We start from the raw sequence: 23,326 nt of genomic DNA on the forward strand, positions 1-23,326 counted from the left end.
CCCGGTTTACTCGCCGTAGATGACCTTGCCCTGAGAGGCCGTGGTGGCGGGCTGGGGCGCGGCCGGGGTCTCCTCCTCCGGGAGGAACTCCTGCTTGGCGTGGCTGGCAGCCTCCTCCAGGAACTTCGCGGAGGGGGCGAAGAAGTTCACGCCGGTGAGCGCCTCGGAGAAGTCCAGGATGCGGTCGTAGTTGCCTTCCGGCTCGCCGATGAACATGCGGCGCAGCATGAGCTCGGTGATGCGCACGTCCTTGGCGTAGCTCATGAAGTAGGTGCCCTGGTTGCCCATGGCGTCGCCGAAGCTCAGGTTGTTGCGCACGATCTCTAGCGACTCGCCCTTTTCGTCCTTCACGGAGTTCAGCGCCACGTGGGAGTTGGCGGGCTTGACATCTTCGCCCATCTCCACGTCCGAGTGCTTGGTGCGACCGATGACCTTCTCCTGCTCCTCTACCGGCAGGTCGTTCCACGCCTTGAGGTTGTGGATGTACTTCTGCGCCACAATGTAGGAACCGCCGGCCCAGTCGCCGTCCTTGATCAGCGCGGTTTCCACGCCGGCCTGCCCGCGCGGGGACTCGGTGCCGTCGACAAAACCGAGCGGGTCACGGAAGTCCTGGTACTGGAACGCGTGGACCTCGTCGTACTCGGCCACCGCGCCCTCCAACTGCGCGTTGATACGCCGGGCGAGCTCGAACGCGACGTCGTACTCGTCGGCGCGAATGTGGAAGAAAAGGTCGCCGGGGGTGGACGGCGCGTGGTGCTTCGCCCCCTGCAGCTCGCGGAAGGGGTGCAGGCCCTCCGGCTTCGGGGTGGTGAACAGGCGGTCCCACAGGTTCGCGCCGATGCCCACCACGGCGCTCAGCTGTGCCTCGGGCCAGCGGAACCCAACGCCGTTGACCAGGCCCTTCAGGCCGGTGATGACCTCGAGCGCCTGCTTCTCGGTGCCCTCGTTGAGCGTGACGGTGAGGAAGATCGCGTCCTTGGACTGGGGAAGGATGACAGTTTGCGAAACGTCTGCTGAGTACTTTTCGTTCATGGCCCCTACCCTACGCGGTGGGTGCCTACCACTGCGGAGCGTCCAGATCCACGCCCGCGGCCTCGGCGTGCGTGGTGATGAGCTCGAGAAGGTAGTCCTGGGCTCCGTCGAATGGCTTGTGGAAGCGCTCGTCGCCGACGTACATGCGGGCGAGGATCAGCTGGCGCGCCGGGGTGACCTCGTACCACTGCGCGATCGAGTCGCGGTGTTTCGCCACAATGCGTTCTGCCTCCTCCGAGCCAGGTTCGACGCCTGCGTCGCGGGCGGCGACCAGCTCGGCGGCCAGCTCCTCTTGCTCGCGCTTGAGCTGTTCCGCCTTCGATGCATCCATGCGGGCCAGCGCGTCCTGGGACTGCTGCCACTCCGCGGTGTCGCCCCAGCGCTGCTGCGCCTCCTCCTGGTGGGCGGCGAACTCCTCGCCGAAATAGTGCTTCATGTCAGACATGCTGAGCGTTCCTTTCTTGTGTTTGCGGATCAATGTCTCGACCGCGTCCAGCTGCGCCTCGAGGGAGTCGCGCTGGTGCACCAGGGCCTCGCGGTGGGCGCTAAGGGCGCGTGCGAGGTGGGACGGGGAGGCGTCGAGAAGCGCTGCGACCTGTGCGAGTGGGACCCCGATTCCCTGGTAGAGGGCAATCGCGGCGCCCCGCTCGAGGTCGGATGCGTGGTATAGGCGGTAGCCGGTGCTGGTGCGCTCCGGCTGTATGAGTCCGAGCGCCTCCCAGTGGCGCAGAGCTTTCGGCGTGACGCCGAGGATCTCGGCGGCCTCTCCGATGGTGGTTGCGGTCATGGTGATCAGTGAACAGGTTGCCGTAGGGACAAGGTCAAGCGGACGGGCGCGGCACCCAGACCCAGCCCTCTTCCGCGACGAGTTCCGCCTGGTCAGACGGCGGTGCTATGCAACGCCCGGCACGCACCTCTCGCGCGACGAGCGCGGCAATGACCGCGTCGAGGCAGTCCGCATTCTCGACGGCACGGCGCTGCATCCCACCCCAGTCCAGCTCGAAGCGCTCGGTGAGTCCCGCCGCAATCTCCTCGCGAGCACCGCGCCCCGCGACGTCCGCGCCCTTGTACCCGCGGTGGCGCAGCCCCCACTGCTTCAGCGCAGCCGCCGGATAGACCTCGGCGACCCGGCCGCGCCCGGCGCGGTCCACGTTGGCGCCCGCCGCGCGCAACCGCGACTCCACGCCGGCCCAGCGCAGCGCCGGGTGCGCGATGCGCTCGGCGGCCACCGGCAGCGGGGTCACCCCGGCGTTGCGGCGCACCTCTAGGTCGGTGAAGCGGTTGACCAAGCGGCGGCGCTCGTCCGGGCCGTAGGTCGCCGCGGCAGCCATGCGCTGGTCCGCGTGCGCACTCACGAACTCCCGAAACGCGCGCGGCCATCCGACGGGCACGTCCACGCCGGTGAGCTCGGCGCCGGTCACGAGTGCGATGAGGGTGGCGTCGGTGGCGGAGGCGGTGGCGTCGATAAGCGTGAGCCCGGCGGGCGTTTCCTGGATGGTTGCGGTGCCGGTCTTGGCCGGGTCGGCGGCGAGGTCAATGCCGGAGAAGGTGCGGTTCATGCGAGAAAGCATATTGCGCGCCGCGGGGTAGAGTGTCCGAGGTGACGCAACAACGATCCCCCTGGCCCGCATTGTGGTCCATGATGCTGGGCTTTTTCATGATCCTGGTCGATTCGACCATCGTTTCCGTAGCGATCCCCGCGATCACCGCCGGGCTCGGCGCGAGCTACAGCTCGGTGATCTGGGTCAACAGCGCGTATCTGCTCGCATACGCGGTGCCGCTGCTGATCACCGGCAGGCTTGGCGACCGCTTCGGCCCCCGCGCCCTCTACATCTCCGGCCTCACCCTCTTCACGCTGTCCTCGCTGGCGTGCGGACTGGCCGACACAATCGAGGCGCTCATCGTCGCCCGCGTCTTCCAAGGCCTCGGCGGCGCAATGGTCACCCCGCAGACGATGGCGGTGATGATCCGTACCTTCAGCCCCCGCGAGCGCGGCAGCGCCATGGGTGTCTGGGGCGCGACCGCGGGTGTCGCCACCATCGTCGGCCCGCTGTTGGGCGGGCTGCTTGTCGACGCTTCCGGCTGGCCCTGGATCTTCTTTGTCAACGTCCCCATCGGCGTGATCGGCCTGGTGCTCGCGTGGATCTACGTCCCGCGCCTCGAGCTCACCTCCCGCAGCCTCGACTGGCTCGGCGTGGTGCTGAGCGCAGCGGGCATGTTCTGCCTCATCCTGGGTATCCAGGAGGGTGAGCGCTTCAACTGGGACTGGCGCGCGCTCGGTCTCATCGCCGGCGGCCTGGTCCTGCTCGGTACGTTCGTTGCGTGGCAGTCGCGCACTCGTCGCGACGCACTTGTGCCCCTCGCCCTCTTTGCGGACCGCAACTTCTCGCTCTCCGCGGTCACGATCGCCACGGTGGGCTTTACCGTGTCGACGTACATGATCCCGTGGATGATCTACATCCAGTCCGTCCAGGGCTTCTCCCCCACCCGCGCCGCGCTCCTCCTCGTGCCCGCGGGGCTGGTCTCGGGCGTGCTGTCGCCCTGGATTGGCAAGCTCACCAACACGCACCAGCCCAAGCCATTCGCCATCGCGGGCCTGACCATGTTGGGCCTTTCGGTGGCGATGACCGCCTGGATCGCCGACCCCACGAACAGCCCGTACTGGCTGCTCGCCATCTCCGTGCTCAACGGCGTGGCGAACTCGATGGTGTGGGGACCGCTGTCCATGATTGCCACGCGCAACCTCGAGCCCGCGCTCGCCGGCGCCGGCTCCAGCGTGTACAACACGCTGCGCCAGGTGGGCGCCGTCATTGGCTCCGCCGCGATCGCCGCGCTCATGGACGCGCAGCTCAACGCCCAGCTCGGCCCCGGCGCGGGCGAGGCTTCCGTCGACGGCGCCGGTGCCAGCAGCGGGATGCCGGAGGCGCTCCACGCCCCGTTCGCACTCGCCATGTCACACTCGCTGCTCCTCCCGGCCGCAGTCTCGCTGCTGGGTGCCGTGATGGCCTGCTTCTTCGCACGAACGAAGAGCTGGAACGACTAGGCGCCCTCCGGCTGCTGTCGCATCCGACCACCCCACGTTCGCACGCTCGTACGAATCATTGGTGGAATGTCGGTCCTGATGTTCACCCCTCCCGCTAGTCTCCACCCCGAGATGCACACCGCACCGCAACGGAACGAAACACCATGACCGAACATCCCAGCATTCGCGTTGGCGACCGCGAGCGATCCTGCGCCCTGTCCCGGTTGAGCATCCATTTCACCGACGGCCACCTCAGCGTCGACGAGTTTGATGAGCGGGCTCAGCGTGTTGCAGCCGCTACCACCCGAGGAGAGCTTGACGGCATTTTCAGCGACCTCCCTTCACCGCCGCCCCAGGAGGAGCTCAAGGAACTGAAACGGGCCAGGTCCCTGACCGCGTTTTCCCGCGAGAGGGAATTGGAGAACAAGCTGTTCCGCCGGGAAAATCGGGACTCCGCCCTTTGCCTTACATTCGGCCTCGGTACCGCATTGTTTTTCCTGCTCAAGTTCGGGTTCGGCATAAGTTTCGCCTGGCTGTCGTGGCCAATCATCGGCCTCGCGTGCATTGCAATTGTGGCATTCGCTGGCCGCACTCGAGAGGAAGAAGCGCTCGTCGGAGAGTTGCAGCAGCTGGTAAACACGGAAAAGGCCGAGAGGCTCCGCATCGCATACGATCGCCAGCAAAAACTCGGCCTCTAGGGAGACTGCCTCGATAAGGCGCGGTGGGCGGCGATCACGCCTTAAGTTAGGGTGTCGGAAGCAGTTCCCGAACGAAAGGATGTCCCAGTGGCCGAGAGTCCTGAGATGCGTATCGGCGACCCAGAGCGTACCTCCGCCCTCGATCGCCTCGGCGAGCACTTCGCCGACGGCTACCTCGACGTCGCCGAGTTCGACGCCCGCACCGCCCGCGCCGCGTCCGCAACCACTCGCGGTGAGCTCGCTGCGCTTTTCACCGACCTCCCGGACCCCACCAGCGGCAGCGACCTCAAGCAGCGCGACGATTCCCCCGCGGTGAACGCAGCGCGCGAGGCTGAACTGGAGCGGAAGCTGAAGGTGAAGCGCAACTGCGATATTGCTGCAGGCGCCATCGTCAGCTGCGGTGCGGCCGTGTTTTTCCTGCTGCAGTTCGCCTTCCACGTGTCGCTGGCCTGGGTCGCCTGGCCGGTCGCGGCCATTGCGGCACTCGCGGTTTACACCATCGCCGGAATCTCCGATGAAGAGTACGACGTGCTCGAAGAGATAGAGAAGAAGGATAAGTCGGAGCGGGCGGAGCGACTCCGCATCGCCTACGAGCGCCGCAAGGAACTGGGCAAGTAGACTCCCCTCAACGCACCGACATGTGTACAGGCTGCTTGTACACTGTGGCGTGTGAACTTTCGACGCCTTCCTGCCTCCACGAGCGCACTTCTCGTTGCTGTGCTCACCGCCGTCTCCCTCACCGCCTGTAGCTCCGGCGACGGGGAGCGCGAGACCGTAGTGGTGAAGTCCACGACCTTTGTGAACCCGGACGGGTCCGAGGTCGACCCCGCGGACTTCCCCGAGTGGGCGAAGGAGCCCAGCTCTTCACAGCAGTCCGGCGAGGGCGATTGGAAGAGCGAGTACGAGAACGTCATCGCGCACCCGGACGATTACGCGTTTGACACCGACGCGCTGGTAGAGCCCACGGGCGAGTACAGCTACGCCCTGATCGAAGCAACCGGCGACGGGACGCCCGAGTTGCTGCTGAAGAAGGACTCGCGCGAGTTCGCGCCCGTGTTGGTCTTTCACCTGGATGAGGAGGGCAAGGCCCGCCCCTCGTCGCCGGTGTTGTTGGACGGGGTGCGCTCCGCTGGCGGCAGCCGCGCTGCGGTGTTCGCGTCCGCGTCGCAAAACGGCCTCTACCAGGAGGACCACTACTCCACCCAACCGGATGCGAACTTCCAGCTCTACTCCGTCGACGGCGACACGTTGACCAAGGTTGGTGCCCCAGAGGAAGCCCACATCGATGCCATCCCGGAGAAGTACCAGCAGGTCACATGGACCTCGACGACTGATCCGTCGGCGCTGCAGCAGGGGGCACCTGCAGCAGCAGCCCCGGCAGAAGGTGCGCAGGATGAGGCTCCCGCGGATGACGAGGTTCTCGGCGAAGGTGAGTTCGTGGGCACCGTCGAGGAGCTCACCATCGAGGAAGCACTGGCCCAAGCTGGCGCTGATGATCCGTCGGCGCCTGAATCCGGCAGTAAGTACTGGGTGCTGCACTTCGATGGCCCACAGGACATCTCGGCAAGCAAGGGTGGGTCGCGGGGGCCGGTGACGCAGACTACGGAGTACTTGCGGTTGGGGTATTCGGAGATCACCTCCTCAGGGAGTAGCGATGCCGGCACTGAGTGGGCACAGTACGTGGGCAAGCGCGTGAAAGTTTCGCTCGATCCCAGCACGTTGTCGTGGCCAAGTGACGTGAGCTACCCACTCGGCTCACTCAGGTTCACCCCCGAAGGAGCAGACTACGAGGTCACTGAACTCTAGGACATACGGGTGGGGGCAGCGGGGCGTCGAGAAGCACCAAGCCCCTAACGGTCACCCGAAATTTACCGGCATGTCACCCTGCGGAAAGCAAGGCTTTCTAAGTTTTATGGCAGCGTTTTGTGCTGCTCCCACCAGTTCGTCAGAAAGGCCCGACCCGTGCGCTTCCGCCGCAACGTCCAACTCCTCGCCACCACCACAGCCGCCGCGCTCGCCGTCTCGCTGGCGCCCGCTGCGCTCGCTGCCGATGACACCGCAGAGTTCACCATCTCCAACATCACCGACTTCCACGGTTATTGGAAGCCCACCGACAAGGTGCCCGGCGCGGCGGCGCTGAAGTGCTCCGTGGACAAGGTCGCCGAAGGCAAGACCCACATCTTCACCTCCGCGGGCGACAACATCGGCGCCTCTCCCTTCGAGTCGATGCTGCTGGATGACCAGCCGACGCTGGACCTGCTCAATCTCATGGGGCTAAAAGTCTCCGCGATTGGTAACCACGAGTTTGACCACGGCGCATCGGACGTCGAGGAGCGCGTGGTCAAGCAGGCCGACTTTGACTACCTGGGCGCGAACGCCCACACCATCGACGGCGTCAAGGACTACACGGTCGAGGAGCTCGACGGCGTGAAGGTCGCCTTCGTGGGTACCGTGACCGACGACATGCCGAACTTGGTCTCCCCCGACAACATCAAGGGCATTACCTGGGATAACCCGGTCGAGACCACCAACGCGCTGGCGAAAAAGCTGAAGGACTCCGGCGAGGCAGACGTTGTCGTCGCGCTCGTGCACGAGGGCAACCTCGGGCCGGACGACTTCAGCAAAGACGTCGACCTCGCGTTCCTCGGCCACACCCACCAGGTCATCGAGCCTGGTCAGACCAGTCCCGTGGTTATCCAGGCCGGCGAGTACGGCAAGCACCTGGCCAACGTCGATCTTTCCTTCGATCGCGCGACCAAGAAGGCGACCGTCAAGCACGCAGAGCTTCTCGACGCCGACGCTATCCGCGCCTGCGACACCCCCGAACCGGAGGTCGACGCCATCATGCAGCAGGCCGAGGAGAAAGCTGGCGCGGAGGGCGAGCGCATCGTGGGCAACGCGGGCACGGATTTCTACCGCGGCGCGAAGGAGGGCAAGGAATCCGGCTCCTCCGTGGGCGTGGAATCCCAACTGAACAACTTCGTCGCGGAGATCACCCGCTGGGGTGTGGACCAGAACTCCGCGATCACCCCCGACATCGGTGTGATGAACGCGGGCGGCGTGCGCTCGGACCTGGAGCAGGGCGACGTGACCTACGCCGACGCCTTCGCAGTCCAGCCGTTCGGCGGCGAGAACACCTACGTGGAGATCACCGGCAAGGACTTCGTCGACGCGCTCGAGCAGCAGTGGCGCGACGGCGACTCCATGCCGTTCGCCGCGCTCGGTGTGTCCGACAACGTCACCTACACCTACGATCCGGAGGCGCCGCAGGGCTCGCGCATCACCTCGGTCACCGTCGATGGCGCGCCGATCGACCCGGCGAAGAAGTACGTCATCGCCGGCTCCACCTTCATCCTGGGCGGCGGCGACCACTTTGAGGCGTTCACTCGCGGCACCGCACCGGCCAGCCTGGGCTACTTGGACCTCAACGCCCTCGTCGAGGCGCTCGGGGCAGGCAAGGCGAAGGCCCCGCGCGGCGGCCAGTCCAACGTCGGCGTGCACCTGGACGCCCCGCTGACCGCGGGCACGCCCGCGACGATCAACCTCTCCTCGCTGCAGTACACACTTGGCGAGACCGCGAAGCAGGTCACCGTGTCGCTCGGTGATGCGACGGCAACCGCAGACATCGACCCGGCCTACGGCCCGGAGGGGATGAATGAAAAGGGCAAGGCGACCGTGGCTCTCGACGTCCCGGCCGACATGTCCGGTACCCAGGAACTGCACGTCACCACCGACGCGGGCACCGACGCGACCGTCCCGGTCGAGGTCGCACCGGCGCAGGACGCCGACGAGCCGGGCACCCCAGCCCCCGCAGGGAGCTCCGCCGCGGACCTCGCCTGGATCCTGCCGGTTGCGCTCGCCGGCCTCGCGGGCCTGGGCAGCCTCATCGCGCTGCTTCTGCCACAGCAGGTCGACCAGGTGCTCGGACCGATTGCCAAGCGTTAAGGCCACTCCGCTCATGACTGCCGGTGATGCGCATGGGCCGCGGTAAGCCGCGCGCCGAGAAACGGCACATCACCGGCACCTATTCCATCGACACGGGCACCGCCGCGATCGTGGCGGACCCGTCCCGCGACGGTGGCTACACCCTCGAGGTCAACAACGTCCCGTCTTCCTACGTAGTCCCCGGCGCGCCCGAGGTGCTGGAGTACGACTACATTCGCTGGTTCGCCCAGCTCATCAGCGCGCACGAGGCGGCCGGCCACCTCCCGCGCCCGTTCACCGCCGTGCACCTCGGCGCCGCGGGCTGCACGTTCGCATCGTATCTCCAACAGCGCTACCCGGATTCCACCAACGTTGCCGTCGAACTGGACAGCGCACTCGCCGACCTCGTGCGCTGGGCGTTCGACCCGCCGGTACAGCTCGCGGTTGCAGAAGCCCGGGCGTTCACGCACGCGCTTGCGCCCGGCTCCGTCGACGTGATCGTCCGCGACGTCTTCGCGGGGCCGGACACGCCCCGCGCGCTGACCACCGTCGAGTTCTTCACCGCCGCGCGGCGCGCGCTGCGCCCTGGCGGTCTGTTCATGGCCAACATCGGCGACACGGAGGGGCTGCCGCGCACCCGCGCCGAGCTCGCCGGCCTGGAACTCGTCTTCGGCCACACCGCCGCCCGCTCCGAGGGTCGGGGGTACGGGAATGTGGTCGTGGGGGCGTCGACAAGCAGCATTGCGCTCGACGGGGCCTTGCTTATCGACGTCAACGAGTGCGCCCCACTCCGCGACTGATTACAGTGTTGCGAGTTCCCGAAGCGAAGCGACAGGAGGCCAACGTTGCACCATTTCAGCCCGCTGTTTCAGATGGGGCCTGCGAAGCGCGACCATATTCCCGCGTTCCGCACCGCGCTCGGCGTGGCGATCCCGATGTTTACACTGCTGGCGCTTGGACGACTTGACCTGGCAATTTACGCAAACTTCGGCGCGTTCACCGGCGTGTACGGCCGCCACGCCACCCCGCAGGTGCGGCGCAAGCACCATCTGCTGGCCGGGAGCGCGCTGACCCTGTCGGTGACAATCGGCGCAACAATTGCCTGGTTGGGTCTCAGCCCCTGGATCTTGTTGCTGGTCAGCTCGGTGGTGTCCTCGGTGTGGGCGACGATTGCGCTCGCCGCCGACATGAAGCCGACCGGTTCCGTCTTTGTGATCTTCTCGGTCGCCGCGGTCGGTTCGCTGCGCGACCCGGTGCACCCGCTCATGGCGTTCGGCATCGCGGGCAGCTCGGCGCTGCTCTGCCTGGTGCTCGGCCAGTGTTCCCAGTACATCGGCGAAGGGCCCGGCGGCAACGCGAAGGCCCCCGAGCGCCCGTCGCGCGCCCCCGACGCCGGCCCCGTGCCCCGCAAGCGGCTGCGCGTGGAGGCCGCCCGCTTCTTCTTCTCCCCGCTCCTCGCGGGCGTGATCGGCCTGCTCTCGGTGATGCTCATCGACCCCCTCTCGCACTTCTACTGGGCGATGGTGGCCGCGGTCGCGCCGCTGGTGAACTCGCGGTTCAAGGTGCAGTACTTCCGCGCGATCGAGCGCGTGCTGGGCACGCTGTCGGGCATCCTGGTCGCGGGCTTCCTGCTCTCGCACCCGATGCAGGGGTGGCAGATCGTGGTGTGGATCATTGTGCTGCAGTACCTCACCGAGATGTACGTGACCCGCAATTACACCATCGCCGGCAGCTTCATCACCCCGACCGCGTTGCTGATGATCCAGACGGTGCAGGCTGCCCCCGTCGCGCCGATGCTGCTTGCCCGCACGGCTGAGACCATTCTGGGCGCGGCCGCGGCGCTGGCGATCATCGCGATTGGCTACGTGCGCAAGTACCCCACCGTGGTGCTCCCTAAAACTGCAGGTCCTGGACAACAGTCGGCCGGTAGTACACAGCCCGATCCGCAGTCAGCGCCCTGAGGTGCGGGTTCGTCACCTCGGCGAGCGCCCCGATATACCCGGGCACCATTGACTTTGGCAGGCGCAGCCCCAGCGTCAGGTGCGGTACCCACCGCTCCCCTCGCCCCTCAGGGTTCTCTGCGCTGAGCTGTCGGGCGGCGCGCTCGAGCGCCTCCGGCGCCTCGAGTAACCACGCGACCGTCTGCTTGGACTTGGTGCCAAAGACGACGGTGCCCACCCGATCCAGTCTCGCGGGGAGCAGCGGCGGCAGCAGCGCCGCCGCGCTTTCTACCACGCTCTGGCGCATCCGTGGCGCAAACGTCACCGAGATATGGGGGCGCTGGTGCTGGCGCGGGAATCCCCGCTGCTCCAGCGCGTCAAAGATCCTGCGGACCTGCTCCTCCTCCGTGTCGGGGAGGCGCAACAGGATGTTTTCCGGCGAGCGCGAGGACATTCCAGTCGGTCGTTTCCCGAGTTAGACAAACTCGACCGAATCGAGGAGCTGTTGAAACTCCGGGGCGAGCTCCTGGATCCGGCCCACGTCCGCGGTGAGCGCGAGCATGACCACCCACCGTTGCGCGCCGCCCTGCTCGCGCAAGATGAGGTAGTTCTGCAGCTGGGCGACCTCGCCGCGCGTGCCGTCTTCCGCCGAGGCGGACAGCGTCACCTGCTGCAGGCCCGCATTACCGTCGGGGCTAACCTCCCCCTGCTCCACGCGCGGATTCTGCCCCGCCTGCTCGAGCCGGGCGAGGTTGTCCTTCATGACCGCCTGCATGTCGGCGTCCTCCGCCAGCGCCGCGGTCAGCCCGCTGATGGTCGGCGGCATGAACACGGACTGCTCCGCCTCAGCCGCACGGGCGAGGAGGAAGTCCATGTTCGCGGGCGTGGTCGCCTGGACCCAGTTGCTATTCGGAAGGGAAAATTTGTACTTCGTGGCCATGCTGCCCAAGGGTACGGCACGGCCGCGAATCGCTACGCAGTGCTGGCAGGCGAGCCAAACTCCCGGATGTAGCACAGCATGGCCACGTCCTGGCCCGGCTCAATGTTGGTGTATCCGCGCCGCTCGTAGAACTGACGGGCACCGGCATCAACGGCGTCCACGTTGATCTGCACCTCGCCCACGTGCCGTGCGCGCGCCTCAGCCTCCGCGCGGTCCATGATTCGGGTGCCGATGCCCTTTCCCCGGAGTTCGGGCCGCACGTAGAGCTCATCGAGCGTTGCGATCGGGCCGTCGTAATACGGGCTCGGGCGCAGCCTCAGCAGCGCGAATCCGACGGGCTCGGGCGACTCCGCGAGCACCACGTACCCGTGGTCCCCAGCGATGAGCTCTGCGAACCGCCGCGTGAGCGTGTCCAGCCCCGGGCACGGCGTAGCAAACTCCGCGTTGAAGTCGCGCAGGAGCTTTGCGACGCTCCCCGCCCGGTCAACCCCCGCGACGGCAACCCCCGCCCCGCTGTCCAATCGCAACCGCGCTACGCCTGCGCAGCGTTGGCGCCGTTGTCGCCGCCCGGGGCGGTGACGTTCCACGCGACGTTAAAACGGTCGACCACCATGCCGAAGTGCTCGCCCCACGGCGCCTGGGCGAACGGCATGCGCGCCTCGCCGCCGTCTGCAGCGAGGGCGTCGTAAAGCTTCTTTGCCTCCTCGGGCGAGTCCGCTTCGACGGTGAAGCCGTACTCGCTGGCGCTGAGTTGCTCGCGGTCGTGCTCGAGGTCGTCGCCGCCGGAGATGGTGAACGGGCCGCGCAGCAACGCGTGCGCGACCTTGTCACGGGGCGGTTCGAACGGGAACTGCACGCCGTTGTCCAGCTGCTCGCCGTAGGTGAGGATGCGGAGCTCGCCACCGAAGACGGAGTGGTAGAACTCAAGCATCGCGCGAGCGTTGCCGGGGAATGCGATATAGGTGCATGTGTGAATTGCCATGCGGCCAAGCGTAGACGCACAGCGCCGGTGTTGCCCGGCGGAGGAGGTTACGGGCGCAGGGGGCGCCGTGCTCGACGGAACGCAACGGTGAGCACGACCACCGCGAGCGCCGCCGCGACGAACTGCGTTGCGGTCCCGCCCAGCGACAACGGCACCCCGTAGTCCTGCAGGCTTGCCGCAGTATTCCACGCCGCGTGTGCTGCGACAGCGATGCCGATGCCGTTGAAATACCAGGCGAGCCAGGCGTAGAGCAGGCCATCGAGGAAGAAGTGTGCGAACGCGAGGGGTTCGCTCCAAGCTGCGGGGTGCACGGCAACGAACAGGAGCGCAGCGGCGATCGCGCCGACGAGCGGGTGCCGCGTCCACGCGGTAAAGGCCTGGAAGACAAGCCCGCGGAACAGCATTTCCTCGGCAAGCGCGGCAAGCAGAATCGCCACGAGCTCGAGCGGGAACGTACTGGAAAAGCCTGCGAACGCCTTGTCCCACGACGAGCCGAACGCGTAGACGCTGATCAGTCCCAGCGTGACGGCTATGACGGCAAACGCCAACAGATATGCCGCGACGAGCGCGAGCGGCCGCAGCGCTTTCCCACTCAACAGCACCGAAGCCGCGGAGCGCCGCCCCACCAGTTTGACTGCCACGAGCACCGCAATGATCTCGACGATCACGGTGGCGTAGGTAAACCAGCCGTCGACGTCAGGAGATGAGGTGTCAAGCCCTGCCGCCTCGAGCGAGAGCCCGACGACCACTGTCATCGCGATCACCATGACGATCACGGTGAGCATTTCGGCCAACGGTTTCCACCAGGAGTAGTTCGGTTGCTGTCTTGCGCCGAACGCGAAATCACGCACGCGATCCACTTGAGTTTCCTCTCCTATTCTTTCGGGTTTCATACAGCCGGCACAACGCTACATCCGTGGATCGTCGGTCGTCCGTTGGGCACCGCTCAGGCCGGTGAGAAGGATTGGATTGCACAATGAAAACCAGGGGGTTGACCCAAAGAAAGGTTTGCCTTACTTTAGAAGGAGTGCTTGCAAAGGCGAGCCTTACCTAAAGCAAGAAAGGTCTGCAGTTGAAACTTTTCCAACGCGCCGGAGCACTCCTTGTCTCCGCAGCCACGGTCCTCGGGCTCGCCGCCTGCTCCGGAAGTGATGACGACACCGCCGCGGTGACCGAGACGCAGAACGCCTCCTCGTCCGCCGCGCGGAGCGCGGACGCCGTCCACATCACCGACGCCGCCGGACGCACGCTCGACTTCGAGGCGCGCCCCGAGCGAATCGTGCTCGCCGAGGGCCGCGCGGTGTACGCCACCGCGGCCCTGCAGGACAACCCATTCAACAACGTGGTCGCGTACGGCGACGACCTCAACAAGGCGGCCCCGGCACTGCAGGAAAGGCTGCTCGAAGACTACCCCGAAGCCGAGGATATGCCGATGATCGGCTCCATCCAGAAGGGCGACGTCACCGCTGAGAACCTCCTTGCACAGAAGCCGGACGTCATCATCATGACGCTCGACCAAAAGAAGGCGAGCGAGGAGAACGGCTTCCTCTCCAACCTCGACGCGCTGGGGATCAAGTACGCGTTCATCGACTTCCGCCAGAAGCCGCTGGAAAACACCACCGTATCGATGACCATGCTGGGCGAGCTCTTGGGCCAGCAGGAGCGCGCGGAGAAGTTCAACGCCTTCTACGACGAGAAGGTGAAGACGATTACAGACCGCGTAGCCAACATCGAGGACCGCCCAGACACGCTGGTGTGGACCGCGGCCGGCTTCCAAGACTGCTGCTCTGTCGCTGGCGACGTCCACCTCGGCACCCTGGTCACGGCCGCGGGCGGCCACAACCTCGGCCCGGAGGTGCTCGGCACGGATTCCACCCAGCTGACTACAGAAAAGCTCGTGGAGATCAACCCCGAGAAGCTCATCGTCACCGGTGGCGAATGGGCAAGCGACCCGTCGAAGTCCGAGTCCTACCACCACGTCGAGCTGGGCTACCAAGCGGACGAACAGACCGCGATCGAGTCCTGCTCCGGCCCGCTGAAGATCCCGGGCATTGACCTGCTTGACGCGCCGAAAAACGGTAATTACTTTGCCGTGTACCACCAGTTCTACGACAACCCCTTCAACGTGTTCGCACTCGAGGCCTTTGCCAAGTGGCTCCACCCGGAGGAGTTCGAGGACATGGACCCGGCCGCAGACTTCGAGCAGTTCCACAAGGACTTCCTCCCCTTCGAATACAGCGGCGCGTTTTTCGCCGACCCCAACAGTGAAACCTCTTAAATGACCACTTCGACAACCCTTCGACAGACCGACCCCAGCGGCGCAGAGCGCGCCGGGGCAGACGCCCCGGCCTCGGCGGAAACCGCCCGGAACGACGCGATTCGTTCGTACCGGAAGCGTGGGCGTCGAAAAGCACTTGCGATCGTGGGCCTGATTATCGCGGCGGCGGTGAGCTTCCTCATCGCCATCATCGTCGGCCCGCTGAACCTGTCGCTTGCCGACGTCTGGAACGCCGTCTTCGACCCGGAAAGCGTCGACGACCAGACGCGGACCGTCATCCGGACGCTGCGGCTGCCCGCGGCCGTGATGGCCGTTCTCGTGGGTGCCGCGCTGGGCCTCGCGGGCGGGCAGATGCAGACCATTCTGGATAACCCGCTGGCCGAGCCGTTCACCCTCGGCATCTCTGCGGCGGCCGCATTCGGCGCCGCGGTGTCGATCGTCATGGGCTGGGCCCTCATCCCCAACCCGCAGTTCAACCTGGCGACCATGGCCGCGCTCACCGCACTGATCGCGGCACTTATCGTCGCGGCGGCGTCCGTGTGGAAGGGCGCGAACGCGCAGTCGATGATCCTGCTCGGCATCGCGCTGTCCTTCCTCTTCCAGGCGCTCCTCTCGCTCCTGCAGTACGGCGCGAACACCGAGGCGCTGCAGCAGATCGTCTTCTGGACCATGGGCTCGCTGCAGCGCGCCAACTGGACCGCCAACATCATCCTCGCCGCCGTCATCGTCTGCGCGATCCCCTTCTGCATCGTCAACGCGTGGCGGCTCACCGCGCTGCGCCTGGGCGAGGACCGCGCCGCCGCGCTCGGCGTCGACGTGCAGCGCCTGCGCATCATCACCCTCATCGTCGCCTCTGTGCTGGCCGCGGCCTCGGTCGCGTTCACCGGCATCATCGGCTTCATCGGGCTGGTCGGCCCGCACGTCGCCCGCATGCTCGTCGGCGAGGACCAGAAGTTCTTCCTCCCCGCCGCGGCAGCTGCCGGGTCGATGCTGCTCAGCATCGCGTACGCGGTCTCGCTGTCCATCATCCCCGGGGTGGCCATCCCGATCGGCATCATCACCGCGCTCGTCGGCGTCCCGTTCTTCGTCTTCCTGATTTTCACCCGCGCCCAGCGGAAAGGATAACGCCATGACTATTCAGGCTGATGACCTCACCGTCCAGTACGGCCGCAACACCATCATCGACGCCATGAGCTTCGCCCCGCTCGACGGCGGCAAAGTCGTCGGGCTGCTGGGGCCCAACGCTGCCGGCAAGTCAACCCTGGTGAAGACTCTCGCCGGTGTAAAGAAAGCCGCATCCGGCTCCTGCACCGTCACCATCGACGGCCAGGAAGTCAAGGACAAGGACCGCCCAAACCACGTCGGTTACGTCCCCCAAGACCTACTCTCCGGCGCGTCGCTCACGGCGTTTGAATCCATCATGATCTCCGCCAACCACGGCGGCAGCACAAGCGGTGACCCCGTCGACGCCACTGCGCGCGTCATGCAACGCCTCAACATCTCCCACCTGGCCGACCGCATGATCACCGCGATGTCCGGCGGCCAACGACAGCTGGTTGGCATTGCGCAGATGCTCGTACGTGAACCGAGCATTTTGCTTCTCGACGAGCCCACCTCCGCCCTCGACCTCCGCCACCAAGTGGAAGTCCTGCGACTGATCCGCGAGGAGATCGCCGGTACCAACAAGCTGGCAATCGTGGCAATCCACGACCTCAACCTCGCGGCCCGCTACTGCGACGAGCTCCTCGTCATGAAGGCCGGACAGCGCGTCACGCAGGGCCCACCGACCGAGGTGCTCACCCCGGACCTGCTCGATGAGGTCTACGGCATCCGCGCCAAGATCCTCAGCGACTCCGGCGTCCCCGTCATCTGCCCCGTCTAGGCGGGTCAGGTCCTTTATTCACCTACTCGCCGCGCTTGATGTTTTCCATCTTCTTGCCGCGGGCGAGCTCGTCGACAAGCAAGTCCATCATGCGGATCTGGCGCATGAGCTCGTCCTCGACCTCCTCCACGCGCACCCCGCACACCTTGCCGGTAATCAAGTTGGCATTCGGGGTGAGCGTGAGGTCCGCGAAGAATTCGCGCAGCGTCTTTCCCGAGTCCGCTGCAACCCGCAGCTCGTTCGGTTCAAGGAGCGTGAACCAGCCGAGGACGTCATCGAGCTCCTCGCGTGTGTGGCCCTTGCGCTCTACCTTGGCGACGTAGTTGCCGTAGATGTCGCCAAACGGGTAGGCGAAAACCCGCTCGAGCTTTGCTTGTTCGTTCAAAAGTACTCCTCTTTCACGCAAGCGTGTGCCTATGCGGCTGAGATTCAAAGTGCAAGACTACCGCGCGTTCGAGGTCACTACGGATTCTCCATCAGCACCGGTGCAAACGTAAGGTGGGCGGTATGAAGGACCTGCTTATCCAGCCCGGCCCGGGGATCCCCGGCGGTGCGATCGTCGCTGGCGCTGAGTTCACGGAGCGATTCGCAAAATCCTCGGGACCCGGTGGCCAGGGCGTCAACACCACCGATAGCAAGGTTCAGCTCTCCCTCGATGTCGCTGCATGCGCATCGCTTACCGATGCCCAGCGTCAACGCTTATAACACCTAAGGGCGCCTGTAGGGCGCCCTGATAAAGGAAGGAAAGGGCCTAAGGGGTGGTGACGCAGCGCGACTGAGCAGAGCTAAGCCGCTGATTAATACGCTGCGTCACCAATATAGGAAAGGCCCTGTAATGTACCATAAATAAGACATATGAATGTGGGGTATTGCACCCACACAAAAGTACCCCGGGGACAAGTTAGCCACCGGGGTACCTCAAGTGATACTGCTATGCAGCCATACCATCTACATCATAGAGATCCATTGCGCCCACATCGAACAGTCGCACAACATCGTCGTCATCCTGTACCGGGAGCGCGGTGACATTGTGGGTTAGACGAACTCGATGGAGTCGAGCAGCTTTTGAAACTCCGGTGCCAGCTCCTGGATCCGCCCCACGTCCGCGGTGAGCACCACCATCACCACCCAGCGGGTGGAACCGCCCTGCTCGCGCAGGATGAGGTAGTTCTGCAGCTGGGCGACCTCGCCGCGGGTGCCGTCCTCAGCGGAGGCACTCAGCGTGACCTACTGCAGGCCCGCGTTGCCGTCCGGGCTGACCTCGCCCTGCTCCACGCGCGGCTTCTGCCCGGCCTGTTCTAAGCGCGCGAGGTTGTCCTTCATCACCGCCTGCATATCGGCGTCCTCGGCGAGCGTGGCGGTCAGCCCGCTGATCGTCGGCGGCATAAAACACAGACTGCTCGGCATCCTCGGGACGGGTGAGCAAAAAGTCCATGTTCGCGGGCGTCGATACCTGCGCCCAGTGCTCATTCGGAAGGGAAAACTTGTACTTCGTGGCCATGGTGCTCAAGGCTACGGCACTGCAGCTTATCGACGCACCGTGGTGCCTTAGCGCAAGCTGTTCACACGTCGGCGGCCCCAAAAGCGGATACCCAATACAAAAAATGTGTTGCATTTTCCTACCCCCGGAGCAGAATGAATAGCAGGAGCCGCCACCGGCCCGTCTACTCGCGTCAGCTCAAAGGAGAACAGAACATGACCACCTCCTACACACCACAATCACACAGCAACAGGCTCAGCTCCGCAATAAACTGGAGCATCGGACTGCTCTGCGCTCATGGGGCGATCGGCCTTATTTTCGGCGCGCTTGTCCTCGCTTCGCCAGCTCGCGCCACTGCGATACTCACCCCGTTTATTGGCTACGTGATCGCATTCTGGCTCCTTACGACGGGGGTAAGCGAGCTGGCGGTTGTCCTCCGCCTGCGCCACGACCTGCCCGGCTGGGGCTGGGATGCGTTCTTTGCAGTGGCGACGATCATTGCCGGCATCATTCTCCTCTTTACCCCGGTCGGCACCGGATTCTTCGCGGCAATGCTTGTGCTGTGGTGCATCGCGTTGAGCGTGGTGTTCCGTGCAGTGACCCTGCTGCGTACGAGCCGCGGCTGGGGCGTGGGCATCGGTATCATCTACGTCATTTTGGCAGTACTGATGATCTGGCTCATCATCTCCAATCCGGCCGAGTCCGTCACCGCCTTGGTGTGGACGGCGGGCATCTGGGGCATCGTCTGCGGCATCACAAGCCTTGTCCTCGCGTGGCAGATCCAGCGGGCTCGCAGGTCATTCGGCGCGACATTCGGCGTGCAGCACTAGCGGAGCATGGACACCCCAACACCGTAGCGACATCCTGTTTCCATATTTGGCGACAACTTGTTGCTTACGTGTAGTGCGCGGCCGCCCGGTCGCACTACCACCAGGATTTTCAGGACGTTTCACCATGTATCTCGCTTGGCGCGAAATGCTTTTCGCGCACACGTTTTCTCTTAATGGGCGCCGTGCTGGGGCTGATGTCCCTGCTCGTCGTCATCATTTCTGGACTCACCGCAGGTCTGGTCAACGACGGCGTCTCGGGGCTCAAGGCCTTAGACGCTGACGTCATCGCCTTTGAGGACGGCACCCAGACCGACTCCGCTTTCACCCGCTCGATCGTCGAGACCGAACAAACAGCGGCCTTCGCCGCGCTTAACCAGGTCGAAGACGCAGCCCCGCTGGGTCTGACCATCGTCAACGCCCACAATCAACACGGCACCGCCGTGGATCTGACCCTGCTGGGTGTCGAGCCCGACTCCGGTTTCGCGGTGTCCTAAAGGGACAGAACCCCCGGATGTAGCAGCGCTTCCGGGAATCCTCGCCTGTCTCGATGTTGAACTAGCTGCGCTTGATGTTTTCCATTTTCTTGCCGCGGGCGAGCTCGTCGACAAGCAAGTCCATCATGCGGATCTGGCGCATGAGGTCGTTTTCGACGTCCTCCACACGCACCCCGCACACTTTGCCGGTAATCAACTCCGCGTTCGGGGTAAGCGCGAGGTCGGCGAAAAACTCCCGCAACGTCTTCTCCGACTCAGCCGCAGCCTGGAGCTCCGCGGGACTCAACTGAGTGAACCAGCCGAGGACGTCTTCGAGCTCCTCGCGCGTGTGCCCTTTCCTCTCGACCTTGGCCACGTAGTTGCCGTAAATGTCGCCAAAAGGGTAAGCGAAGACCCGCTCTAACTTTGCCTGTTCGTTCATGCGCGTTTCCCTCTTGCTCCTTAGTGGATCTGTGAGTTCATGTCCGAGTATCCCACGCTAGGCGGATGTGTCGAGGTGTGCCGTGCTCTGCTCATCTTGCGCAGTTCGAGCACCCCAACCATTGCGCGATGCTCAACCACTGAATACACTGTATTCAAACTCACCAAGGGGGCAACCATGGCAACGATGACGATCCGGATGGATGACAACGATGCGGAGCTCGTGCGCAAGTACGCACGCTTCGAAGGAGTCACTCTTTCCGACTTCGCCCGCACTGCGATCTTGGAGAAAATCGAAGACGCGCACGATGTACAGGAGCTTCGCGACGCTCTCGCTCACGACACCGGTGAGCGGTTCAGCCTTGATGACATCCTGGCCGACCTCGATCAGTAGCGCTCCCGATGACCACACCGTCCGGCCACTACAAAGTCGAATTCACGGCCCGCGCACGCAAGCAACTCAAAAAGATGGACCGCTTTGATGCACGACTCATCGCCTCCTGGATCAAAGACAACTTGGAGGGCTGCACCGACCCACGAGCATTCGGGAAAGGGCTCTCCGCGAATCACACCGGAGAGTGGCGCTATCGCGTCGGCGCGTACCGAATCCTCGCCCTCATCAACGAAGGCACAATCACAATCGAGGTGCTTTCAATAGGCCATCGCCGCGAGATCTACCGCGATTAATCGTGCTCACGGCAGGCTCACCATTCTTCATAGACGCCAGTGCAAACGTAGGGTGGGTGACATGAACGACCTGACTATCGCCCCCGGCCCGGGGATCCCCGGTGGCGCGGTCATCGCTGCCACCGATCTAACGGAGCGGTTTGCAAAATCATCGGGGCCGGGCGGCCAGGGCGTCAACACCACCGACAGCAAGGTCCAGCTTTCCCTCGACATTGCTGCGTGCGCATCGCTTACCGACGCCCAACGTCACCGCATCTTGCGCAACCTCGAACACCGTCTTGACGGCACCGTGCTTACCGTGAGCGCGTCGACGCAACGATCGCAGATTCGTAACCGCAGTGAGGCACGTCGCCGCCTGGCTGCGCTCTTGCGCGAGGCGCTCGCCCCGCCGCCTCCCCCGCGTCGCACAACGAAGCCAACGCGGGGCTCGGTGCGGCGCCATCGAGAGGCGAAGATGCGGCGCTCAGAACTCAAGTCCACGAGGCGGCGCCCCCAGATTCCCTAGCGCTCGCCATAGACTCGCGTTATGCCAAGAACCGACGTGCCCTTCCCCTCCGGGGGCGGCTCCTGCGCCGCGTGGCTGTCTGTCCCCGACTCGGCTCGCCGATGCCTGTGATGGCGCACGGCCTCGGCGGGGTGCGCCAGATGCGTCTCGACGCCTTCGCCGAACGCTTCAGCAGCGCCGGCTACCGCTGCCTGGTGTTCGACTACAGGCACTTCGGTGCCAGCGCAGGCGAGCCGCGGCAGCTGCTTTAGGTGCGCCGCCAACTGGAGGATTGGCGCAACGCAATTACATACGCACGGCAGCTCGACGGCGTCGATCCGGACCGGATCGTCCTGTGGGGCACCTCGTTCGCCGGCGGGCACGCCATCCGCACCGCCGCACGCGACCCGCGGGTTGCGGCCGTGATTTCCCAGTGCCCGTTCACCAACGGGTTCGCATCGACATTTGCGCTCCCGCCGAAGGTGTTGGCCAAGATCGCCGCGCTCGCCGGCATCGAAGCACTGATCCCACCTGGAGACCAGACGCCGTCGGGCATCACCGCCCGCTTCGGCGCCGACATCGTGCGCTACTTCCCCGGCCGCGACGCCCGCAAAATCCAGTGCCCCGCGCACCTCGCGGTGTGCGAGGACGATTCGCTGGCGCCGCCGCGCCCCACCCTGCGGCACGTGCGGAAGGCCCCGAAGGGAGAGGTTCGCATGCAGCCCGGCGGGCACTTCGACATCTACGTCGGCGACGCCTTCGAGCGCAACGTGGCGCAGCAGCTGGATTCCCTCGCGCGATACGTCCCGATAGGCTCCGGGGACGTGGATTAGGCGCTACGCCGAGACAGCTTGGATCGGTTGAATCTGCTCGATCTCGGCGAGGGCCTTATCTTCCGCCAGCTCAATCTCATACTGGTTCTGCAGATTCATCCAGAATATCGGCTCCACCCCAAAATATTTTCCGAGCCTAAGAGCGGTGTCAGCCGTGATTCCACGTTTGCCGTGCACAATCTCGTTAATACGACGGGGCGGAACCCCGATAGACACAGCAAGCTTGTGCTGAGTGATTCCGAATCCCTCAATGAAGTCATCTAAGAGAATCTCCCCAGGATGAATCGGCGGGTACAGCTTGTTCGACATGGCATTCCTTAGTGGTAGTCCTCAATGGTCACATGTTCGGGCCCTGCGCCCTTCCAGCGGAATGTAATTCTCCACTGGTCATTCACTCGGATACTAAACGTCCCTTTCCTATCTCCCTTGAGAGCCTCTAGGCGATTCCCGGGCGGTACGCGAAGAGCGTCAAGGGATACAGCAGCGTCGAGCTGGTGGAGCTTCTTGTTCGCCGACTTATGGATCCGAGGATCCAGTTTCGGAACTGGTTCACGCAGGAATACCAGCTCGGTCTCTCGGCTCCCGAACGACTGGATCATGCCTTACCCTACCCCCCCCATAACGCAAAGCGTCAATAACGCACAACGTTAAGCTTTAGCGTACCCGAATGCAAGTACACTCCCACCCCACGCAACAACACCGTTTCCGCATTACGGTGACTACCGTGAAGACAATACAAGGGAAGCCGATCAGTGAAGATCAGGTTGATACTTGGGGCACCGAAGCCGAAAATGGCTACGAGATCGAGTTCCTACTTTCTCGCGGGAGAAAACCTCGCGATACAAAACACTCCATTAGGCCGGAAGGCTCTAACTCCGCTCGTACACCAGACAGCGCATTTTAAGCCCCGCCCCTAAAATGATGCTCATGAGCGATCCCAATTTCACGATCCGGCAGATCACCTTCGACTGCAACGATCCCTCAAAGCTCGCCGAGTTTTGGTCCGCCGCAACCGGTTGCGAAATCGCCGCGGATTACGGCGATTTTGTGATGGTTGATTCCACCCCGGCGCTGGGATTTCAGCGCGTTAAGGATCCGACACCTGGGAAAAACCGCATGCACATCGACGTTGGCGGGGCGGAGCGCGAAACTTTTATCGAACGCCTCAAAGACCTAGGCGCTACCGAACTCACTACCCACGAGGCGCCGGGATTGGTGTGGACTGTCATGCAGGATCCCGAAGGCAACGAATTCTGCGTGGGCAACCCCGAAGCCTAGCTACACGTTAAATTTGAACTCCACGGTATGTCGTTGCAAAGTTACTTTCTCGTTAGCCTGCAACAATCAAAAAACAGTAATTTGCGTCAGTACACAGAGAACATATGGGGCGCACGGAAACA

29 protein-coding genes and 2 pseudogenes are annotated in these 23,326 nt (G+C 64.4%); 18 read left to right on the forward strand and 13 right to left on the reverse strand.

Annotated features, from left to right (window positions below; translation table 11 throughout):
* Positions 1-6 precede the first annotated feature (6 nt).
* Genes OVO38_RS02730 through OVO38_RS02740 form a run of 3 tightly spaced genes read right to left on the reverse strand, consistent with a single transcriptional unit; the run spans position 7 to position 2,591 of the window.
* On the reverse strand, positions 7-1,032 hold the full coding sequence (locus OVO38_RS02730) for a Dyp-type peroxidase (protein ID WP_095545683.1): 1,026 nt from the start codon (positions 1,030-1,032) through the stop codon (positions 7-9).
* Between the two features lie 25 nt (positions 1,033-1,057).
* On the reverse strand, positions 1,058-1,819 hold the full coding sequence (locus OVO38_RS02735; protein WP_095545684.1) for a MerR family transcriptional regulator: 762 nt from the start codon (positions 1,817-1,819) through the stop codon (positions 1,058-1,060).
* A gap of 34 nt (positions 1,820-1,853) precedes the next feature.
* Positions 1,854-2,591: a DUF429 domain-containing protein gene (locus tag OVO38_RS02740; protein ID WP_267207712.1), complete on the reverse strand. Its 738-nt coding sequence runs from the start codon at positions 2,589-2,591 to the stop codon at positions 1,854-1,856.
* A 41-nt stretch (positions 2,592-2,632) separates the two neighbouring features.
* Here OVO38_RS02740 and OVO38_RS02745 point away from each other — a divergent pair, with 41 nt between their 5' ends.
* The 7 genes from OVO38_RS02745 (at position 2,633) to OVO38_RS02775 (ending at position 10,637) form a co-directional block, all read left to right on the forward strand.
* The gene (locus OVO38_RS02745) at positions 2,633-4,075 is read left to right on the forward strand and encodes a DHA2 family efflux MFS transporter permease subunit (protein WP_267207713.1); all 1,443 of its coding nucleotides are present in this window, start codon (positions 2,633-2,635) and stop codon (positions 4,073-4,075) included.
* A 143-nt stretch (positions 4,076-4,218) separates the two neighbouring features.
* Complete coding sequence (locus OVO38_RS02750) at positions 4,219-4,752, forward strand: DUF1707 SHOCT-like domain-containing protein (RefSeq protein ID WP_267207714.1); 534 nt, start codon at positions 4,219-4,221, stop codon at positions 4,750-4,752.
* Positions 4,753-4,839: 87 nt separating this feature from the next.
* On the forward strand, positions 4,840-5,370 hold the full coding sequence (locus OVO38_RS02755) for a DUF1707 SHOCT-like domain-containing protein (RefSeq protein WP_244288057.1): 531 nt from the start codon (positions 4,840-4,842) through the stop codon (positions 5,368-5,370).
* A 51-nt stretch (positions 5,371-5,421) separates the two neighbouring features.
* Positions 5,422-6,558: a hypothetical protein gene (locus OVO38_RS02760; RefSeq protein ID WP_267207715.1), complete on the forward strand. Its 1,137-nt coding sequence runs from the start codon at positions 5,422-5,424 to the stop codon at positions 6,556-6,558.
* A 156-nt stretch (positions 6,559-6,714) separates the two neighbouring features.
* Positions 6,715-8,697: a bifunctional metallophosphatase/5'-nucleotidase gene (locus tag OVO38_RS02765; protein ID WP_267207716.1), complete on the forward strand. Its 1,983-nt coding sequence runs from the start codon at positions 6,715-6,717 to the stop codon at positions 8,695-8,697.
* A gap of 26 nt (positions 8,698-8,723) precedes the next feature.
* Positions 8,724-9,476 (forward strand): spermidine synthase, encoded by a 753-nt coding sequence (locus OVO38_RS02770; protein WP_267207717.1) that lies wholly within the window; start codon positions 8,724-8,726, stop codon positions 9,474-9,476.
* A gap of 45 nt (positions 9,477-9,521) precedes the next feature.
* Complete coding sequence (locus OVO38_RS02775) at positions 9,522-10,637, forward strand: FUSC family protein (RefSeq protein ID WP_267207718.1); 1,116 nt, start codon at positions 9,522-9,524, stop codon at positions 10,635-10,637.
* Here OVO38_RS02775 and OVO38_RS02780 read toward each other — a convergent pair.
* Genes OVO38_RS02780 through OVO38_RS02800 form a run of 5 tightly spaced genes read right to left on the reverse strand, consistent with a single transcriptional unit; the run spans position 10,570 to position 13,323 of the window.
* The gene (locus OVO38_RS02780; RefSeq protein WP_095555010.1) at positions 10,570-11,070 is read right to left on the reverse strand and encodes a 2'-5' RNA ligase; all 501 of its coding nucleotides are present in this window, start codon (positions 11,068-11,070) and stop codon (positions 10,570-10,572) included. The genes OVO38_RS02775 and OVO38_RS02780 overlap by 68 nt on opposite strands.
* 21 nt (positions 11,071-11,091) lie before the next feature.
* Entirely contained in the window at positions 11,092-11,556 is a 465-nt protein-coding gene (locus tag OVO38_RS02785) for a hypothetical protein (protein WP_095278912.1), read from the reverse strand.
* Between the two features lie 32 nt (positions 11,557-11,588).
* On the reverse strand, positions 11,589-12,077 hold the full coding sequence (locus OVO38_RS02790; protein WP_239215746.1) for a GNAT family N-acetyltransferase: 489 nt from the start codon (positions 12,075-12,077) through the stop codon (positions 11,589-11,591).
* A gap of 11 nt (positions 12,078-12,088) precedes the next feature.
* Entirely contained in the window at positions 12,089-12,538 is a 450-nt protein-coding gene (locus OVO38_RS02795) for a VOC family protein (RefSeq protein ID WP_095278913.1), read from the reverse strand.
* A gap of 47 nt (positions 12,539-12,585) precedes the next feature.
* Complete coding sequence (locus OVO38_RS02800) at positions 12,586-13,323, reverse strand: type II CAAX prenyl endopeptidase Rce1 family protein (RefSeq protein ID WP_158522247.1); 738 nt, start codon at positions 13,321-13,323, stop codon at positions 12,586-12,588.
* 287 nt (positions 13,324-13,610) lie between these two features.
* Between OVO38_RS02800 and OVO38_RS02805 the strand changes: the two genes are divergently transcribed.
* The 3 genes from OVO38_RS02805 to OVO38_RS02815 are packed head-to-tail and all read left to right on the forward strand — an operon-like array spanning position 13,611 to position 16,698.
* Entirely contained in the window at positions 13,611-14,816 is a 1,206-nt protein-coding gene (locus tag OVO38_RS02805) for an ABC transporter substrate-binding protein (RefSeq protein ID WP_267207719.1), read from the forward strand.
* Complete coding sequence (locus tag OVO38_RS02810; RefSeq protein ID WP_095548360.1) at positions 14,817-15,941, forward strand: FecCD family ABC transporter permease; 1,125 nt, start codon at positions 14,817-14,819, stop codon at positions 15,939-15,941.
* 4 nt (positions 15,942-15,945) lie between these two features.
* Positions 15,946-16,698: an ABC transporter ATP-binding protein gene (locus OVO38_RS02815; protein WP_267207720.1), complete on the forward strand. Its 753-nt coding sequence runs from the start codon at positions 15,946-15,948 to the stop codon at positions 16,696-16,698.
* A gap of 22 nt (positions 16,699-16,720) precedes the next feature.
* Here the strand turns inward: OVO38_RS02815 and OVO38_RS02820 are convergent, their stop codons facing one another.
* Complete coding sequence (locus OVO38_RS02820) at positions 16,721-17,083, reverse strand: DUF2200 family protein (protein WP_267207721.1); 363 nt, start codon at positions 17,081-17,083, stop codon at positions 16,721-16,723.
* A gap of 122 nt (positions 17,084-17,205) precedes the next feature.
* Between OVO38_RS02820 and OVO38_RS02825 the strand changes: the two are divergent.
* Positions 17,206-17,400: pseudogene (locus OVO38_RS02825) on the forward strand (aminoacyl-tRNA hydrolase); the annotation flags it as partial.
* A 525-nt stretch (positions 17,401-17,925) separates the two neighbouring features.
* Here the strand turns inward: OVO38_RS02825 and OVO38_RS02830 are convergent.
* On the reverse strand, positions 17,926-18,105 hold the full coding sequence (locus OVO38_RS02830) for a hypothetical protein (protein ID WP_267207722.1): 180 nt from the start codon (positions 18,103-18,105) through the stop codon (positions 17,926-17,928).
* 288 nt (positions 18,106-18,393) lie between these two features.
* Between OVO38_RS02830 and OVO38_RS02835 the strand changes: the two genes are divergently transcribed.
* A complete protein-coding gene (locus OVO38_RS02835) occupies positions 18,394-19,008 on the forward strand; it encodes an HdeD family acid-resistance protein (protein WP_186439382.1) in 615 nt (204 codons plus the stop codon).
* Positions 19,009-19,190: 182 nt separating this feature from the next.
* Positions 19,191-19,502 (forward strand): hypothetical protein, encoded by a 312-nt coding sequence (locus OVO38_RS02840; RefSeq protein ID WP_255456069.1) that lies wholly within the window; start codon positions 19,191-19,193, stop codon positions 19,500-19,502.
* 61 nt (positions 19,503-19,563) lie between these two features.
* Here the strand turns inward: OVO38_RS02840 and OVO38_RS02845 are convergent, their stop codons facing one another.
* Complete coding sequence (locus OVO38_RS02845; protein WP_144717291.1) at positions 19,564-19,923, reverse strand: DUF2200 family protein; 360 nt, start codon at positions 19,921-19,923, stop codon at positions 19,564-19,566.
* Between the two features lie 177 nt (positions 19,924-20,100).
* Between OVO38_RS02845 and relB the strand changes: the two genes are divergently transcribed.
* The 4 genes and pseudogenes from relB (at position 20,101) to OVO38_RS02865 (ending at position 21,926) form a co-directional block, all read left to right on the forward strand.
* The gene (relB, locus tag OVO38_RS02850; RefSeq protein WP_165765475.1) at positions 20,101-20,316 is read left to right on the forward strand and encodes a type II toxin-antitoxin system RelB family antitoxin; all 216 of its coding nucleotides are present in this window, start codon (positions 20,101-20,103) and stop codon (positions 20,314-20,316) included.
* An 8-nt stretch (positions 20,317-20,324) separates the two neighbouring features.
* Entirely contained in the window at positions 20,325-20,609 is a 285-nt protein-coding gene (locus OVO38_RS02855; protein ID WP_095553174.1) for a type II toxin-antitoxin system RelE family toxin, read from the forward strand.
* Between the two features lie 61 nt (positions 20,610-20,670).
* Entirely contained in the window at positions 20,671-21,114 is a 444-nt protein-coding gene (gene arfB / locus OVO38_RS02860) for an alternative ribosome rescue aminoacyl-tRNA hydrolase ArfB (RefSeq protein WP_267207723.1), read from the forward strand.
* Positions 21,115-21,135: 21 nt separating this feature from the next.
* Positions 21,136-21,926 (forward strand): annotated as a pseudogene (locus tag OVO38_RS02865) (alpha/beta hydrolase).
* 3 nt (positions 21,927-21,929) lie between these two features.
* Here the strand turns inward: OVO38_RS02865 and OVO38_RS02870 are convergent.
* Both OVO38_RS02870 and OVO38_RS02875 read right to left on the reverse strand, forming a co-directional pair.
* Positions 21,930-22,235 carry a HigA family addiction module antitoxin gene (locus tag OVO38_RS02870; protein ID WP_095278919.1) on the reverse strand — a complete coding sequence of 102 codons (306 nt, stop codon included), beginning with the start codon at positions 22,233-22,235 and terminating at the stop codon, positions 21,930-21,932.
* An 8-nt stretch (positions 22,236-22,243) separates the two neighbouring features.
* Positions 22,244-22,525 carry a type II toxin-antitoxin system RelE/ParE family toxin gene (locus OVO38_RS02875; protein ID WP_267207724.1) on the reverse strand — a complete coding sequence of 94 codons (282 nt, stop codon included), beginning with the start codon at positions 22,523-22,525 and terminating at the stop codon, positions 22,244-22,246.
* Positions 22,526-22,853: 328 nt separating this feature from the next.
* Here OVO38_RS02875 and OVO38_RS02880 point away from each other — a divergent pair, with 328 nt between their 5' ends.
* Positions 22,854-23,204: a VOC family protein gene (locus OVO38_RS02880; RefSeq protein ID WP_095278920.1), complete on the forward strand. Its 351-nt coding sequence runs from the start codon at positions 22,854-22,856 to the stop codon at positions 23,202-23,204.
* The last annotated feature ends 122 nt before the right edge of the window (positions 23,205-23,326 follow it).

Origin of the sequence: Corynebacterium sp. Marseille-P8863 (assembly GCF_946902955.1) — a bacterium.
Taxonomy (GTDB): Bacteria; Actinomycetota; Actinomycetes; order Mycobacteriales; family Mycobacteriaceae; genus Corynebacterium; species Corynebacterium gottingense.